At 49.7% G+C, this 15,904-nt stretch carries 15 protein-coding genes; 5 read left to right on the top strand and 10 right to left on the bottom strand.

Going from position 1 to position 15,904, the window contains the following annotated elements; all coding sequences use genetic code 11:
• Positions 1–228 precede the first annotated feature (228 nt).
• Positions 229–564 (top strand): bacillithiol system redox-active protein YtxJ, encoded by a 336-nt coding sequence (gene ytxJ, locus LLG96_19780; protein MCE5252448.1) that lies wholly within the window; start codon positions 229–231, stop codon positions 562–564.
• Positions 565–583: 19 nt separating this feature from the next.
• Positions 584–994 (top strand): hypothetical protein, encoded by a 411-nt coding sequence (locus LLG96_19775; GenBank protein MCE5252447.1) that lies wholly within the window; start codon positions 584–586, stop codon positions 992–994.
• A gap of 61 nt (positions 995–1,055) precedes the next feature.
• On the opposite strand, the gene tmk is transcribed toward LLG96_19775, so the two are convergent.
• The 9 genes from tmk to LLG96_19730 form a co-directional block, all read right to left on the bottom strand.
• Positions 1,056–1,679 (bottom strand): dTMP kinase, encoded by a 624-nt coding sequence (tmk, locus tag LLG96_19770; GenBank protein MCE5252446.1) that lies wholly within the window; start codon positions 1,677–1,679, stop codon positions 1,056–1,058.
• Positions 1,676–2,380 carry a 16S rRNA (cytidine(1402)-2'-O)-methyltransferase gene (gene rsmI, locus LLG96_19765; GenBank protein MCE5252445.1) on the bottom strand — a complete coding sequence of 235 codons (705 nt, stop codon included), beginning with the start codon at positions 2,378–2,380 and terminating at the stop codon, positions 1,676–1,678. The genes tmk and rsmI overlap by 4 nt, the downstream gene beginning before the upstream one ends.
• Before the next feature lie 192 nt (positions 2,381–2,572).
• Positions 2,573–3,235 carry a 16S rRNA (guanine(527)-N(7))-methyltransferase RsmG gene (gene rsmG, locus LLG96_19760; protein ID MCE5252444.1) on the bottom strand — a complete coding sequence of 221 codons (663 nt, stop codon included), beginning with the start codon at positions 3,233–3,235 and terminating at the stop codon, positions 2,573–2,575.
• 474 nt (positions 3,236–3,709) lie between these two features.
• Positions 3,710–5,056: a tRNA uridine-5-carboxymethylaminomethyl(34) synthesis GTPase MnmE gene (mnmE, locus tag LLG96_19755; protein ID MCE5252443.1), complete on the bottom strand. Its 1,347-nt coding sequence runs from the start codon at positions 5,054–5,056 to the stop codon at positions 3,710–3,712.
• Positions 5,057–5,089: 33 nt separating this feature from the next.
• Positions 5,090–6,814, bottom strand: a complete 1,725-nt coding sequence (gene yidC / locus LLG96_19750) for a membrane protein insertase YidC (GenBank protein ID MCE5252442.1) — start codon at positions 6,812–6,814, stop codon at positions 5,090–5,092.
• Between the two features lie 6 nt (positions 6,815–6,820).
• A complete protein-coding gene (gene yidD, locus LLG96_19745; protein ID MCE5252441.1) occupies positions 6,821–7,030 on the bottom strand; it encodes a membrane protein insertion efficiency factor YidD in 210 nt (69 codons plus the stop codon).
• A 29-nt stretch (positions 7,031–7,059) separates the two neighbouring features.
• Positions 7,060–7,395, bottom strand: coding sequence for a ribonuclease P protein component (locus LLG96_19740; GenBank protein MCE5252440.1), 336 nt, complete (start codon positions 7,393–7,395; stop codon positions 7,060–7,062).
• Between the two features lie 4 nt (positions 7,396–7,399).
• Entirely contained in the window at positions 7,400–7,543 is a 144-nt protein-coding gene (gene rpmH / locus LLG96_19735; protein MCE5252439.1) for a 50S ribosomal protein L34, read from the bottom strand.
• 153 nt (positions 7,544–7,696) lie between these two features.
• Positions 7,697–7,876 carry a hypothetical protein gene (locus LLG96_19730; protein ID MCE5252438.1) on the bottom strand — a complete coding sequence of 60 codons (180 nt, stop codon included), beginning with the start codon at positions 7,874–7,876 and terminating at the stop codon, positions 7,697–7,699.
• 143 nt (positions 7,877–8,019) lie between these two features.
• On the opposite strand from LLG96_19730, the gene LLG96_19725 reads away from it, so the two are divergent.
• The 3 genes from LLG96_19725 (at position 8,020) to LLG96_19715 (ending at position 12,403) form a co-directional block, all read left to right on the top strand.
• Entirely contained in the window at positions 8,020–10,401 is a 2,382-nt protein-coding gene (locus LLG96_19725) for a penicillin acylase family protein (protein ID MCE5252437.1), read from the top strand.
• Between the two features lie 141 nt (positions 10,402–10,542).
• A complete protein-coding gene (gene rmuC, locus LLG96_19720; GenBank protein MCE5252436.1) occupies positions 10,543–11,820 on the top strand; it encodes a DNA recombination protein RmuC in 1,278 nt (425 codons plus the stop codon).
• A gap of 214 nt (positions 11,821–12,034) precedes the next feature.
• Positions 12,035–12,403, top strand: coding sequence for a DUF3795 domain-containing protein (locus tag LLG96_19715; protein ID MCE5252435.1), 369 nt, complete (start codon positions 12,035–12,037; stop codon positions 12,401–12,403).
• Between the two features lie 51 nt (positions 12,404–12,454).
• Here LLG96_19715 and LLG96_19710 read toward each other — a convergent pair whose 3' ends face one another.
• A complete protein-coding gene (locus LLG96_19710) occupies positions 12,455–15,901 on the bottom strand; it encodes a DNA polymerase III subunit alpha (protein ID MCE5252434.1) in 3,447 nt (1,148 codons plus the stop codon).
• Positions 15,902–15,904: the final 3 nt, after the last annotated feature.

Here is a 15,904-nt window from a genome sequence, read left to right as displayed (position 1 = left end):
GTTTTTGACGTTTTGAAAGAGAATCAAAAATCGGCACGGACGACAAAAATTCAATATCGTTTTCAAGATCGCGAGATACACGGTTAAAGGGATTTCCCCAAAAAGGATGAGATTTCATGTTTGTCTCCGTATGATATTATTGCATATGTTGGGAAAATATATTTTGTAAGAAAGAAAAGCAATGGTAATTTATAAAAAGTTACACCTGAAAACAGTAGAAACTAAATCATGAAAATCATACAACTTACAAAAATCGATGACCTCGATGATATTTTCAGAAGACCGCAGGTCATTATTTTTAAAAACAGCCCGTTCTGCCCGATTTCAAGAGCCGCACGACATGAATTTGAGCGGTTCGCACAAACATGCGACATAAAAGCAGACCTCTATATGGTTGATGTAATCAGCAGCCGTGATATATCGAACAAAATTGCTGAAAAAACAGGCATTAAGCATGAATCTCCGCAAGCGATACTGTTAAAAAACGGAGCGGCTGCATGGCATGCTTCACACATGATGATAACGCATGAGACTCTCGAAAAAATAACTGAAAATCCTCTATAATAATAAAAGGGGAATCATCATGGACGAAATGATAAAAAAAATCCGTTATCTCGCTCTGATCGCACTTTCTCTTATCATGGTGGAAACTGTTATCGGATTTGGACTGATCATATCGGGATTCCGTTATCATGGTATGGATAAAGAAAGAGCGGAAAACAAGCTTGAGTACATTAAACAGACGGACAAGGAATATTATAAGAAAATTACCAGCGAAGAAGACTCGACATACCGTGAACAGTTTTATAAACAATATGAAAAAAGAGGGAACTCCCTTCTGCTTGCAGGGGGTTTACTTTTACTGGCGCTTGCATTTCACACGGCAATTCCTCTTGGTATCATGCTGAAAATAACCGTAAAGAACGGAGAAGGAAGTCCGGCGGTAAGCGAAGAAAAATCAGCGGAGGGAAATGCGGAATCCGGTGATTTTTAAAAAATAAATTCCACGCTGCGTATAAATGATTGATCAGAAAGATATGGAATTCCCCGCTGCTTCATTTCAGTAAAAACTCTCTTCTACGGATTTCATCAAAGACAGTTTCCTCGATTTCCTTCACAGAACGATTCCCGTCAACAAGCACAAAACGGTCTTCAAACGATTGACAGAGACAGCGGAAACCATCGCGTACACGTTCCATAAAAACGAGCCCTTCGGATTCGAGACGGTCCGGTGTCGGAGAAACACGTGATAGAGCTGTCAGGGGGTCGCAGTCAATGAAAAACGTGATATCGGGGACAAGACCGCCGGTTGCGATGGAGTTAAGATGATGAACGAGATCGACTCCGAGACCGCGTGCATAGCCCTGGTATGCGGCGGAAGAATCGATATAGCGGTCCATGATGACAAAAGCGCCGTCGCCGAGAGCAGGAGCAATTCTGCGGGAAGTAATCTGAACGCGGGCGGCAAGGTAAAGAAAAAGTTCGGCAAGGGGCATCATGTCACTATGTGATGCATCGAGAAGAATGGACCGTATGCGCTCGCCGACAGGGGTTCCGCCCGGTTCACGGAAAAGATGGGCGGTATGGCCAAGATTGAGGATACGGTTATACAGGAGTTCGGCCTGTGTTGTCTTGCCGGAGCCGTCAATTCCTTCAAACGAGATGAGGTGCCCTTTCATACAATGCCTTTCTTGCCGACGCCACGGATAACGACAGTATATTCGCCGCGGGGTTTCTTGGTTTTTAAACGGGCCAGAACATCCTCGACAGGGCCGCGGACAGTTTCCTCGTGAAGTTTTGTCAGTTCACGGGATACTGAAATTTCACGATTGCCGAGATGAACAAGGACAGACTCAAGAAGAGCGATGATTCTGTGCGGAGATTCAAAGAGCACGATCGTGCGGGATTCATCTTTGAGGTATTCGAGCCGTGAGGCGCGGGCAGACTCGCGCGGTGGAATGAAACCATCGAACACGAAACGGTCGAGCGGAAGTCCGGAAACGACGAGCGCCGAAAGAACGGCAGAAGCCCCGGGGATACTGATAACATCGACTTCGGCATCGAGAGCGGCCCGGACGATGCGGTATGCCGGATCGCTGATACCGGGAGTACCGGCGTCCGAAACAAGCGCGACATTTTCACCGTTCATGAGATGCTCGATAAGCTGGGGAAGACGTTTCAGCGCATTGACATCATTATACGATACAAGTTTTTTCCTGAATCCGAGCCGTGAGAACAAAAGACCGGTATGTCTCGTATCCTCGCATGCGACAATGTCGACTGCGCGTAAACACTCGAGAGCACGTGACGAGAGATCGCCCATATTACCAATGGGTGTGGAAACAATGTACAGGATACCGTGAGATTTTAACATTTCCATAGGGTGTTGAAAACTGTTGAAAAGTTATTTTTCATGATGAGTTGAAACATGGTCAGAAACGACCGTAAAATAAGGAAAAAATATGTGTTGAAAACATGTTAATAAGTGTTGAAAAAAAAGCCCTGTATTTTATAAAGAGTTGTAATACAAAAACATACATAATTCAATATATAGAAGACGATTGTTAATAACTTATACACCCGAAATAATAACGACTGTCCCTTGACGTACCGATCCGACCGCTTTCGGACTATGAACGGATATGTTGAAAAGGTGTTTGTCAACAATTTGGTCGAGAGCGGAAAGTTCACTATCGATATGATCGCCTTTAATAGAAATAAGAGACCCTTTTCCATGAATAAAACGAGAAGTTTTGGAAACAAAATCAGCGAGCGATGCGGTTGCGCGGGTAACAACGACATCAAATGCACGGTTATACCGAACGGGAAGAGATTCGATTTTTGAGTGAACAATCACCGTATTGCCAAGCGGGATGGAAAAAACGGTCTCAGAGAGAAACGCGCACCGTTTGGTTCGTGAATCGATCAATGTAAGCGAAATATGAGGAAAGGCAAGAGCAAGAGGAATACCCGGAAGTCCGGCTCCGCTGCCGAAATCGATCATGGTCCTGACACGCGAGAAATCGAAGAGAGATGCAATTTTAAGAGAATCGAGCATGTGATAATCGATAAAACGGTCAAGATCGCGCTGAGAAACAAGATTTACACGGCTGTTCCATGAGACAAGAAGTTCATAATACTTCCAGCAGGAAGAAAGAGCCGACATGTCAAGAGGAACACCATATTCGGACGAGCCGGCATATAAATTATCGTAAAAAAGGGATTGTTCAATCATTTTGGATCATCAGGGATAAGGTTAAATGACCTGGGAAATATATGAAAATTACATGTAATGAAAATGTACCATTTAAAACAGGAAAACGCAACGGTGAGAAGAAATTTAAAAAGAAAGGGCATTATGTTTCACGTGAAACAAAACCATTTCCCGGAATTGTAGGATAAAAAAAAGAGTAATACATAAAAATAAAAAATGAAAGCGATGTCATATAACGCGCTTCAGCAGGAAAATTATGCGAGAACGACGTAAAACAAATGGTACAGGTGGTTAGGTATGAGATTCAGGCTCATTATCAGTGTGTTAAAAAACGACGCGTTATCGTCACTATAAATTACGGTCATGCTATTGTTATACCTGTTGGAGCAGTTCCCCGTGACTGCTCTTATTGTCCATTGGATTATGGATTTCCGTTTTCATGGGAATGACACTCCGTGCTTTATAAGACCTGGTGTTTCACGTGAAACAGAGGGATTATTTTCCGATGCAGAAGTTTTTGAAAATGGTGTCGAGCACATCCATATCGATGTTTTTTCCGAGTATGGACTCAATATGGTGCTGCGCTTCACGGATTTCCATCGAAATAATCTCTTCAGACCATGTGCCGATGCTCGACCTGGCATGGACAAGCGCTTCACGAGCTTTTACAAGCTCCGCATGGTGACGTTCCACGATAACGAGGGAATCGGTTGAAGCAGTCGATATCGTCGTTCGCGTCCGTTCTGCGATTGCTCCGATCAGAGCGTCGATTCCACGGCCCGTTCGTGCGGAAATCAATAGACAGCCGGGATTTTCTGATGGATTCTCTACAAGATCGCCCTTTGACATGATGTGAATGTAACGGTCGTCTCCGCTTGTGGTATTTGATCCCATTTGAAGAATATTACTGGCATCTCTCAGGTACAGAATAATGTCTGCGGTAGCGAGAAGTTGCTCTGTTGCAAGAACGCCCTCACGTTCGATCGTGTCGGGTGTTTCACGGATTCCGGCGGTGTCGATGAGGTTGACCGGAATTCCTTCAAGCTCGATTTTTTCCTCGATCCAGTCACGGGTCGTTCCGGGAGAAGGATTGACAATAGCGCGTTTTTTACCGAGCAGAGTGTTGAAAAGGGTCGATTTCCCCGTGTTAACCGCACCGGCAATGATGACCGTTATCCCGCTTTTGATTCTTCGCGCGGCGCTGTACGAGGAAATCATGGCATCGAGTTTTTCGATAACCGTGTCGAGCGAGAGAATGAGGTCGCTGTCCCCGATTGCTTCGATATCCTGACTGAGAAAATCCAGGTTTAATTCGACAAGTGATGCGCATTCCCGGAGAGTATCGTGCAGGGCCATGAGGCTTTTTGAAAAAGCGCCGTCACGGAGACGTTCCGCCTGTCTCAGGTATTCACGGCCTTCGGCGGCGACGATTTCCATGACAGCTTCCGCCTGGGCGAGGTCGAGCTTGCCATTGAGAAAAGCCCGTTTGGTAAACTCTCCCGGTTCGGCTATCCGTGCCCCGGCCTCGACGAGCATTCTGAGGATCGTTCCCGCAGCCGCAGAACCGCCGTGGCTCTGAATCTCGACAACATCTTCCCCGGTATAGGATCGCGGCGATTTCATGACGCAGACGAGTACATTGTCGATATTTTCATGCTCATCGACTATGTGGCCGTATACCATGTTTCGTTCGTATGTACCGGGGTCTTTTGTGCTTTTAAACAGAATGCGCATGAGGTCGACCGAATGCGGGCCGCTCAATTTTACAACTGCTATACCGCTTTTACCGGGGGCTGTCGCAAGAGCGGCAATCGTATCGCTTTCACCGCTGTAGTGAAGCATGGGATAGTTCCGTGAGCATAGGTGAATCGTGGATCAGAGTTTTACGAATTTCTGCTGCAGTGATGTGAGAATATTGAACATGAACCAGTAGAGAGTGAGGCCCGAGCTGAAATTTGCAAACAGAATGACCATCATGACCGGCATGATATAGAGCATGGGTTTCTGGTTTGGGTCTTTCATGGTATCCTTTGACTGGAAATACATCGAGATTCCCATGGCAACCGGTAAAATGTAAAATGGATCGGGGCGCGAAAGGTCTGCGATCCAATGGGGAATAAACATCGCCTGCCTGAGCTCAAACGCACGGCCTACAACGGGGTAAAGTGCAAAGAATACAGGAAGTTGCAAAAGCATGGGCAGGCATCCGCCGAGGGGATTGATGCCTTCCTTTTTATAGAGCGCCATCATTTCGAGGTGCTGTTTCTGGGGATTGTTTTTGAATTTATCTTTGAGCTCGTTTATCTGAGGCTGGAGGCTTGACATTTTCTTCATCGAGCTGAGGCTCGATTTCGAGAGAGGATAGAGGACGATTTTTATAAGTACCGAGAAAACAATAATAACGATGCCCCAGTTTGGAATGACCTTGTACATCTTCTTTATAGTCCACAAAAATGCGATCGAAATCGGCCGTATGAACCGCCAGGATAATTCCATGATTTCTGTGAGGTTTGAATTGTAACTCTTGAGCGTATCGAACGAAATGGGGCCAAAGTAAATATCGAGAGCCGTATTGCCGGCGGAAGTCGGCTTTGAAATGGTGAAGTTGAACCATTTGGAACCGTCGACGAGAAAACCGTTCGATTCCGCCTGCCAGCGTTTGTTGTCTTTCGGTATTGCCGCGGTCATGAAATATTTGTTTCTTATTGCGAACCAGTCGAGGTCGCCTTTGAACGTGTCATAGACAGGCTTGTCTTTTTTCACCTCGAGTTTTTGGGCGCCCTCTTTGGAATATGCCCGTATTGTTTTGGTTTTTTTCCCTTCTTCTTTTACTATCCTGTCACCCTGTCCGAGATACGAAATTTTGTTGTATAAGGTTGTATCATCACGCATGAACATGGTAAACGGCCATATCCTGATCTGACGGGTCGGTTCTTCGGTATTGTTCAGAGGACCGAGCCAGGAAAACGAGAGTTCCGGGTCGCTCCACTGTCCATCGAGCGTTGTCACTGTATGGAGCATGTAACCGGTTGCATCGAGAGTGTATTCTTTGATGATTCGTTTGCCGTTTGTAAGTTCTGCGATAAAAGTCACTCGGTTATCAGTATGGTCCGTAATGGTAAAAAGAATGTTCGATAAATCGATTACCGCGTCATTGTCGCGAATTGTTCCCGTACAGAATTGTTGGCCATTGGTGACAAGGCGTACATTCTCATCTTTACTCAAACCTATATATTTATTCATTGTTGCCTGAATAACCGCACCCGCTCTCGATGACAGTTCCACCGTTATGTCGTCGTTTTTGAGAATCGTTGTTTCTTCACGGTCCGGCGCGTTAATCTGTGCAAAGGCTGTATCCTGTACCGTTTTTTCCTGAACGGGAGCCTGAACGGTCGGCGTGTTCAGGGCTGACGGTGCCTGTCGAGGTTGTACCGCTGTCTGTTGCGGAGGTACCGAGGTTTGAAGGCTGTCGGTCTGCGATGTTTCAACTTGTGGCGCACGGGTAAATGCTTTACCGAAACGCTTCTGATACTGAGGAGAAGTGTATACGATAATGATGAGAACGGTCAGGAGAATTGCGATGAAAAAGTTTTTATCCATTATTTCCTACGGGTAATCGATACCGCCCTTATTAAACGGATTGCATCTTAAAATTCGCCAGATTGATTTCATGGTACCTTTAAAAAAACCATGCTGTTGCAAAGCCAGTACCGCATAATCCGAACACGTGGGATAAAATCTGCAATTCTGTCCCAGGAAAGGTGAAATTGAGCGCTGGTACATTTTTATAAAAAAAATGAGCAGTCTGACTGCCATAGCAAAGAATTCACATCATCGGTTTTTTTTTATTTCTGCGGGATTGTCAAATTCCTTGTTTTAATATTCTCAATAAGTACATTGATCTCATGCAGCAGAATATCTCGTTTTGCATCTGAACACGGAGCGTTGAGATATATTATATACATACCTTTCGGATAATTTATTCTACCGGAGGTCATTATATCCCTGATAATTCTTTTTATCCGGTTTCGTTGTACCGCGTTACCCTGTTTCTTTGATATGACTGGTGAATACCGGTATTGATTTTCCGAAAGGAATTTGACCGATACGGTTTCTGAGCGGTATGTTTTTCCGAAACGTTTGATTTTCTGTATCGTTCCGGAGTTCAGGCTGAAATACATGATATCAACGGTCTGACGGAGTCAGGGACTTTCTGCCCTTTTTCCTTCTCCGGGACAGTACTTTTCTGCCGTCCTTTGTGGACATTCGTAATCTGAATCCGTGCTTGTTGACTTTTTTACGGTTTGAGGGCTGAAATGTTCTTTTCATGGTTAAAACCTTTCTGCATACATTATATATGAATTATTTTTTGGCTTTCAAAGAGAATCTCTTATAGATTATATAATATACGTAATATATATTGTTGAAGTCAAGTTTTGTTTTGAATTATGAAGAGATCTGGCTGTGTTGTTCATAAACAGGTCATTCCGCCTCGAAAAACTGTGCCGCTGTTCCACCATTTTCCACTATTTTTATGACGACACGTTTTCGGTAACAGCGGGGGCATGTTCCTTCATATGCCGTGCCTGTCTTGTTGAGATAGACTCTCGAATAGACGTTGCAGCACTTGAAGGTGACACCTATGAACGGCTTTTTTTTCATGGCAACCATTCCTGTTTATTGGATATATAAGCTACAATCTCGGTTTGAATTTTGCAAGAAAAATGGGAATTCGAATTCTTTCTTCGTCGATGACAGATTTTTGAAGTAACTCATGGCAGATTTTTCCTGTAAAGGAGAATTATATGAAATTTCTCATGTACGTCGCTGTCATCGCGTGTTCGATTATTCTTATGATGACAACAGCGGTTTACATTTTTCTCAGGACTACCCTTCCCGTAATCGATGGCGCTGTCCCGGTCAGGGGAATATCCGGCAACGTCGAGGTTATCAGGGATACCTGGGGTGTGCCGCATATTTTTGCTGCGAACAGTCGCGACCTTTACTTTTCCGCCGGGTATGTCATGGCGCAGGACAGGCTCTTTCAGATGGATTTTCTCCGCCGTGTCGGTAGGGGAGAGCTCTCCGAGATTCTCGGTGAGAAGCTCGTACCGACCGATCATGTTCTCAGGATATTTTCTGCAATGTGGCCCGAAGACCGCGCCGATTCTGCGCTTACGGGTGAATACCGCGATATCATGGAAGCCTATACCGAGGGAGTCAACGCTTTTATCGAGACCCACCATAATTCGCTCCCGGTCGAATTCCTGCTTCTCGGCTACAGGCCCGAACCCTGGAAGATAACCGATGGTATATATATCCACCTCTATATGGCCAATGTCCTCCAGACAGGCTGGAGCGGTGATATCAACCTGCTGAAGCTCGTCACCAGGGTCGGCCCGGAGATGGCTGACGAAGCTATGCCCCCCTATTCGAGCGACGGTCCCACGATTGTGCCCGAAGGCGTGCGGTTCGGCGGGGAAGGAGCTGCTTCCCTGATTCCCCGGTGGAAGCTTGCCGACATTGCCCCGCTGCGCTTTGATTTTGTCGGCGGCAGCAACGGATGGGTTCTTTCGGGGAAAAAGACAACCTCCGGGAAACCCATTCTCTGCAGCGATCCGCATCTTGCCCTTTCCACGCCTTCGATCTGGTACGAGATTCATATGAAGGCGGAAGATTTTGATGTAATCGGTGTGAGTATTCCCGGCTTTCCCGTTATTTTGACCGGGAACAACAGGGACATCGCGTGGGGCCCGACTAATTTTATGGTGGATGACGTTGATTATTATATCGAGAAAATCAACCCGGACAATCCCCGGCAATATCTCTTCGAGGGCAAATGGGAAGATATGAAGGTTGTCAATGCGGTCATCAATGTCAAAGGTAAAGAGCCGGTTACAAAGGAGATTCTTATCACCCGTCACGGCCCGATTGTCAATGACGTGAAAAAGGGTGTGAAGGACGTTCTGTCCATGCGGTGGACGATGAATGACAGTCTTGGCGGAATCCAGTGTTTTACAGGTATCATGAAAGCCCGAAACTGGAAGGAGTTCACCGATGCTGTCCGCCGTTATCATGGCCCCACGCAGAATATCCATTATGCGGACAGGCTCGGAAATATCGGGTATTACAGCTCCGGGCGTATCCCCATTCGCGCACAGAAGGGGGACGGTCCTTTTCCGCTGCCCGGATGGGATGGTCTCCATGAATGGCAGGGGTACGTTCCGTTCGAACAGAATCCCCACCTTTATAACCCGGAATGCGGGTATATCGTCACCGCCAACAATAAGACCGTTCCCGACGATTATCCCTATTACATCAGCCGTTATTTTGTCTCGAAATACCGTGCCCAGCGCATTACCGACTGCATTCTTGGAAAAAACAGGCTTTCATTCGAAGACAACATGATCATCCAGAATGATTTATATTCAATAGAGGCCAGTGAAACAACCCCGGTTATTCTTCAGGCGCTCGAAACCGATACGAATCCCGATTCCGATGTAAAACGGGCGATCGTGTATCTCAAGACATGGGATTTCGTCACCGATAAAAACAGTGTTGCAGCATGTATTTTTCATGCAATCCAGGTAAAGCTGTTCGAAAATATTTTTCGTGACGAGATGGGTGATGATCTCTTTTATGATCATAACATGCGTAAAGGGTTTGACACTATTCTGGCAAATGAAAATTCCCGCTGGTTCGATGATGTCTCCACACCGGACAAAACGGAAACCCGTGACGAGATAATCATCAGAAGCACAGCTCAGGCTGTTTTCGATCTCAGGGAACGTTTCGGGGGAAACATGGAAAAATGGCAGTGGGGCAAACTCCACGAACACGTTTCCGGTCATCTCGTTTTCAGGAATGTTTCCGGGCTGAGTAAAATTTTCGATATCGGGCCTTTTTCACGCGGGGGGAACAGTGAAACGATCAATGCCGCGGGATTCGATTTCCTGAAGCCCTATATGAACGGCAGCGGGACTTCCACGCGCCAGATTACGGACTTTGCCGATCATGCCAACGATGTCCGTGTGCTGACTACGGGATGTTCGGGCCAGTTCAACAGCCGGTTTTATGACAACCAGACTCCTCTGTGGCTCAGCGGCGCGTACCATCCGGTTCTCATGGAGCGGGCGGATATAGAGAAAAACGCTGCCGGGACGCTGATTCTCGAACCGGTGAAATGAGAGTGAAAAGAGTTTATGGGTAAGAAAATAACTGTATATTTGTTTATTTTTGGTATTATATATAACGAAATAATTGTCTGTTCATTTCATTATTTGTAGGGGTAACCCCCCGTGATTATCTGACTGTAGGGGTAACCCCCTGTGGTTACCCTCTTTGGAAGGGAAAGGCTCATCATGTCCAATATAGCGGTGATCGCCGCGCTTGTCGCCGGATTCTTTCTGGGAATCTCCGTTGCGTATATCCTGAAGATTACACGGGTGAAAACAGCCCGCGAGCTTGCGGAAGAGATGTTCGCCGGGTCGGAAGAACAGCGTAAACAGGAGCGCGACGCGTTTTTCGAGTATCTCAAGGTAAACTTCGGAAACCTGTCCAATGATGCCCTCTCGAAGACGACCGACCAGTTTTTCACGATAGCCAAGGAGCGGTTCGAGTCCGAGCGCACCGTTCACACAAAGGAGCTCGACTCTAAAAAGGAACTCATCGACCAGCAGCTCCAGAGTATGACAACAAAGCTCGACAGCGTTTCAAAGCTCGTCAGCGACCTCGAAAAAGACCGTGTGCAGAAATTCGGCGAGCTCTCGAACCGCCTCGAAGAGACCGGGAAGCGGACGATCGAGCTCATCAGGACCACCGAATCGCTCCGTGAGGCGCTTGCGCATTCGAGGACGCGCGGGCAGTGGGGCGAGCGCATGGCCGACGATGTGCTCAGGCTGGCCGGTTTCATCGAGAACGTCAACTATGTGAAGCAGAAAGCCGTGGAAGGCTCCGGCGACCGACCCGATTTCACCTTCTGGCTTCCCCGGGGCCTCAAGCTCAACATGGATGTCAAGTTCCCATACGACAACTACATCAGGCTCCTCGATGCGGAATCCGATTCCGACCGTGAAACATACCGGAAAAACTTCCTCAGGGATGTCAAAAACAGGATTTTCGAGATCACGACACGCGACTATATCGATCCCGAACAGAGCACGGTGGATTATGCTCTCCTGTTCATCCCGAACGAGCAGATTTATGCGTATATCCAGGAGCAGGACTCGGCGCTTGTCGACGAGGGATTGAAAAAGCGGGTCATCCTGTGCTCGCCGTTCACGCTCTTTGCCGTGCTTGCGGTCATCAGGGTGGCGGTCGACAATTTCGCGCTCGAACAGACCTCGAACAGGATACTGTCGCTGTTGGGCTCGTTCAAGAAGCAGTGGGATAATTTCGTCAAAAGCCTTGAAAAGCTAGGCAAGCGCATCGAGGACGCCCAGAAGGAATTCGAGTATCTCACCACGACCCGTCGCCGTCAGCTCGACCGTCCCCTCCACGAGATCGAGGAGCTTCGCAAGCACCGGGGCCTGCCGGTCGAGAGCTTTGAGGAGGACGGGCAGGTGCTGCTCGACGAGGGGAGCGAAGACGACAGGGAAGTACAATAAGTTACGTTGTTTTCTAAAAAGAAGATCCCCCCTGCCTTCCGGCATCCCCACTTTTTAAGGGGAGGGAAATGGTGGGCTCCCCCTTTGTTTTATAAGGGGGATACGGCGAAGCCGAGGGGGATTATGAAAAAGCAGGAATAACGGTATAGCACATTGTTATTATTGAGATAAAGACAACATTAAATCCACAAACATTGACGATGCGGAGTTTACCATGAACAACATACTCGAACTGACCGCCTACTGCGGTCTCATGTGCCAGGGCTGCCCCATTTACTGGCTGACTCAGACGACCGACCCTGCCGTGCAGGAGAAGCTGAAAGCCATTATCATCAAGGTCAGCAAAGAACACTACCAGATGGAGCTCAAGCCCGGGGACATCGAGCCGTGCGACGGGTGCAGGTCTGAAACGGGGCGGTTGTTCTCGGCGTGCGCGGCGTGCGGGATCAGGGCATGCGTCCGTCAGAGGAAGCTCAAGAGCTGCGCACAGTGCCCAGACTATGCCTGCGAAAAGCTCGACAAGCTGTTCGTCGCCGACCCGAACGCAAAAGACCGTATGGAAGTCATCAGGGGGATAATATAAGAGGAGGTTCTATCGAGATTTTTGAAAGAGTGCAAAAAGTAAAAGATTTTTTCAGCTCAGCCACACCTGTTCCTTCCCCAGCACATTCCTCAGCTCATTGATGAGCGCCGGTTCCGGTGAAACCTTGAACTTCTTCGTCTTGATACGGAACGACCCCATCGTCGTCGTGTCGAGCTTTATCCAGACCGGCAGGCTGCCCGGGTGAAGCTCGCAGATTTTCTCGACCGGTTCGAGGGCGGTCATCTCGAGACCGAGGGTCGAAATGGCGATGGTGACAGCGCGCGTCTTTTTCTCGCGGGCGGTTTCGAGCGGCTCGATGGAGTTGACGAACACGCTCGGCTGGTCGCCGTTGTTGTCGCGCTTCGATGTCGTCCCCTCGACGAGCACGAGTGAATCCACCTCGACCGTGTCCTTGTAGGTGTCGAACGCCCCGTTCATGAGGATCGCCTCGCCCGTACCCTCAATGTCCTCGATGGTGAGCACGATGAAAGGCTTGTTGTTTTTCTTCATGGTTTTGCGGTTGATTGCGGTGATGACCCCGCCGATGGTCACCGCGGTCTTGTCGGGCTTGAGGAAGAGCTGTTTGAACGGCGTCGCGAACGCCCGGAGCTCGTCGCGGTATCCTTCGAGCGGATGCCCGGAGAACCAGAACCCGAGCACCGATTTCTCCTTCGCGAGCTTCTCCATCATTTTCCAGGGTTTGACCGGCGGCAGTGAGGGTGCTTTGAAGAGGTCGCCGCCTCCCGTACCGTCGCCGAAGAGGCTGAACTGCCCCATTTCCTTCTCGCGCTGACGGACCTGTGCGGTTTCGACCGCATGGTCGAGGCCGGCGATCATCTGCGCGCGGTTGCCGCCGAGACTGTCCATCGCACCCGCCAGAATGAGGGATTCGAGCATGCGTTTGTTGAGGGATTTCGTGTCCACGCGGGCGCAGAAATCGAAGAGGCTGGCGAACGGCCCGCCCTCGCTCCGTGCGGCAATGATCGATTCGATGGCGCCGAGGCCTACGTTCTTGACCGCGCCGAGCCCGAAGCGGACATTGCCGTCGTCCACGGTGAAATGGGCGAAGGATTTGTTCACATCGGGCGGCAGCACCTCGATGTTCATGCGCCTGCACTCCTCGATGAACTTCACGATGCGGTCGGTGTTGTCCATTTCCGAGGTGAGCGTGGCGGCCATGAGCTCGGCGGGATAGTGCGCCTTGAGCCATGCGGTCTGGTAGGCGAGAATGGCATACCCGGCGGAGTGCGATTTGTTGAAACCGTACCCGGCGAAATGAACCATGAGGTCGAACACCTCGGTCGCGGTTTTTTCGCTGATGTTTCGCTCACGGGCGCCCTCGATGAATTGCTGGCTCATTCTCGTCATGACATCGACCTTTTTCTTCCCCATCGCGCGACGGAGCTCGTCCGCGCCGCCGAGGGAGAATCCGGCCATGACATTGGCGATTTTCATCACCTGCTCCTGGTAGACGATGACGCCGTAGGTTTCCTTGAGAATCGGTTCGAGAAGCGGGTGCTGGTACTGTATTTTCTTGATGCCGTGCTTGCGCTCGATGAAATCGTCCACCATGTTCGAACCGAGCGGCCCGGGACGGTAGAGGGCGTTCATGGCGATGAGGTCGTCGATGCACGAGGGCTTGAGCTTCCGAAGGTAGTCGCGCATCCCGCCGCTTTCGAACTGGAATATGCCGGCGGTCTCGCCCTGCCCCATGATACGGTAGACCTCGGGATCGTCGAGTGGTATGTGCTCGATGTCCACATTTCCGCCTCTGCCATTGATCATGTCCACAGCGTCCCTGATGACCGTAAGGGTGCGCAGCCCGAGGAAGTCCACCTTGAGGCAGCCGATCTTCTCGACAAACTCCATGGTGTACTGGCTCGTGATGTCGTCCCCCTGCTTGTAGAGCGGAAGATACTCGGTGCAGGGACCGGGCGTGATGATGACCCCGGCTGCGTGTGTTCCGGCGTGACGGTTGAGGCCTTCGAGCACGCGGGCGTGACGGAACAGCTCGCGGTGTTTATCGTCCTTCTTTTCGAGCGCGCGGAGCTCCGGGACGAGTTCGAGCGCCCGTTCGAGGGTTATGTTGAGGTCGGTTGGGATAAGCTTGGCGATCGCATCGACATCGCCGTAGGGCATGTTGAGCACACGGCCCACATCGCGGATGACGAGCCGCGCTTTCATGGAGCCGAAGGTGATGATCTGGCAGACATGATCCTCGCCGTACTTATTCTTGACATACTCGATCATTTTCCCTCGGTCACGGTCGGCATAGTCGACATCGAAATCGGGCATGCTGACACGGTCCGGGTTGAGGAAGCGCTCGAAGATGAGGTCGAACTGCATGGGATCGAGGTTGGTTATCCCGATTGCGTACGCGACAATCGACCCGCCCGCCGACCCGCGCGCCGTACCGACCGGGATGTTCATCTCGCGGGCCGCCCTCGTGCAGTCATAGATGGCGAGAAAATAGTCGGAAAATTCCATTTTTTTGATAATGCCGAGTTCGTAATTCATACGGTCACGGTATTTGTCTGCGTCGTCGCCGTAACGTTTCGTGAGCCCGGTCTCGCTGACCTTTGCGAGGTAATCGTCCGCGTTGCCCTCGAAATCGAGCGGCACATCGAACCGCACGGGATACAGTTTACCCGTCTCGATTTCAACATTGCACCGCTCGGCGATTCCGACCGTGTTTTCGACAGCCTGGGGATAATCGGCGAACAGCGCTTTCATCTCGTCGGGGCTTTTGAGATAGAGCTGATCCGTTTCCATCTTCATGCGGTTCTCGTCATCGAGCGTCTTGCCGGTCGAGATGCAGAGGAGCACCTCGTGTGAATCGGCGTCTCCGGCCTTGAGATAGTGGGCGTCGTTGGTCGCCACAAGGGGAATGCCGGTTTTTCGTGAGAGTTCGGCAAGCGCCTCACGGGCGGTATCTTCCACGGGGATGCCGTGCTTCTGGATTTCGAGGTAAAAGTTGCCCTCGCCGAAGATGTCGGCATATTCACAGGCTGCTTCCTCGGCCTGGTCAAGTCTGCCCTGAAGGATAAGCTGCGGTATCTCGCCGCCGACACAGGCGCTCAGCGCGATAAGACCTCCGGAGTATTCCCTGAGCACCTGCTTGTCCACACGCGGGTGGTAGTAAAATCCCTCGAGGTAGCCGAGCGAGACGATTTTCATGAGGTTGCGGTAGCCCTGGTCGGTAGCGGCGAGCAGGACGAGATGGTTGGCGCCGTCATTGTTGCCCCGGGCGGCCTGTTTGACATGCATGCCCTCGATGGCGACATAGATTTCCGAGCCGATGATGGGTTTGATCCCCGCTTCACGGCAGTTGAGATAGAACTCGATGGCGCCGAACATGTTGCCGTGATCGGTGATTGCCGCCGCGCCCATGCCCCATTCACTCACGGCCCTGATGTATTCTTTCGGCTTGATGGCGCCGTCCAGCAGGGAATACATGGTATGCGTATGGAGATGGACGAAGCCGCAGGTGTTTTCCATGGT

It is taken from the genome of bacterium (assembly GCA_021372535.1).
Classification (GTDB): Bacteria; Latescibacterota; Latescibacteria; order Latescibacterales; family Latescibacteraceae; genus JAFGMP01.
Note: the sequence above shows the minus strand (reverse complement) of the source record. Positions and strands in the feature narration are given on the sequence as shown.

What these genes read in the sequence shown, in the direction of transcription:
- LLG96_19725 (MCE5252437.1), top strand. Translation starts at nt 8,020, where the DNA reads ATGAAATTTCTCATGTACGTCGCTGTCATCGCGTGTTCGATTATTCTT.
- tmk (MCE5252446.1), bottom strand. Translation starts at nt 1,679, where the DNA reads ATGAAAGGGCACCTCATCTCGTTTGAAGGAATTGACGGCTCCGGCAAG.
- yidC (MCE5252442.1), bottom strand. Translation starts at nt 6,814, where the DNA reads ATGGATAAAAACTTTTTCATCGCAATTCTCCTGACCGTTCTCATCATT.
- ytxJ (MCE5252448.1), top strand. Translation starts at nt 229, where the DNA reads ATGAAAATCATACAACTTACAAAAATCGATGACCTCGATGATATTTTC.
- LLG96_19710 (MCE5252434.1), bottom strand. Translation starts at nt 15,901, where the DNA reads ATGGAAAACACCTGCGGCTTCGTCCATCTCCATACGCATACCATGTAT.
- rpmH (MCE5252439.1), bottom strand. Translation starts at nt 7,543, where the DNA reads ATGAAAAGAACATTTCAGCCCTCAAACCGTAAAAAAGTCAACAAGCAC.
- rsmG (MCE5252444.1), bottom strand. Translation starts at nt 3,235, where the DNA reads ATGATTGAACAATCCCTTTTTTACGATAATTTATATGCCGGCTCGTCC.
- LLG96_19775 (MCE5252447.1), top strand. Translation starts at nt 584, where the DNA reads ATGGACGAAATGATAAAAAAAATCCGTTATCTCGCTCTGATCGCACTT.
- LLG96_19740 (MCE5252440.1), bottom strand. Translation starts at nt 7,395, where the DNA reads ATGTATTTCAGCCTGAACTCCGGAACGATACAGAAAATCAAACGTTTC.
- rsmI (MCE5252445.1), bottom strand. Translation starts at nt 2,380, where the DNA reads ATGGAAATGTTAAAATCTCACGGTATCCTGTACATTGTTTCCACACCC.
- mnmE (MCE5252443.1), bottom strand. Translation starts at nt 5,056, where the DNA reads ATGCTTCACTACAGCGGTGAAAGCGATACGATTGCCGCTCTTGCGACA.
- LLG96_19715 (MCE5252435.1), top strand. Translation starts at nt 12,035, where the DNA reads ATGAACAACATACTCGAACTGACCGCCTACTGCGGTCTCATGTGCCAG.
- yidD (MCE5252441.1), bottom strand. Translation starts at nt 7,030, where the DNA reads ATGGCAGTCAGACTGCTCATTTTTTTTATAAAAATGTACCAGCGCTCA.
- LLG96_19730 (MCE5252438.1), bottom strand. Translation starts at nt 7,876, where the DNA reads ATGAAAAAAAAGCCGTTCATAGGTGTCACCTTCAAGTGCTGCAACGTC.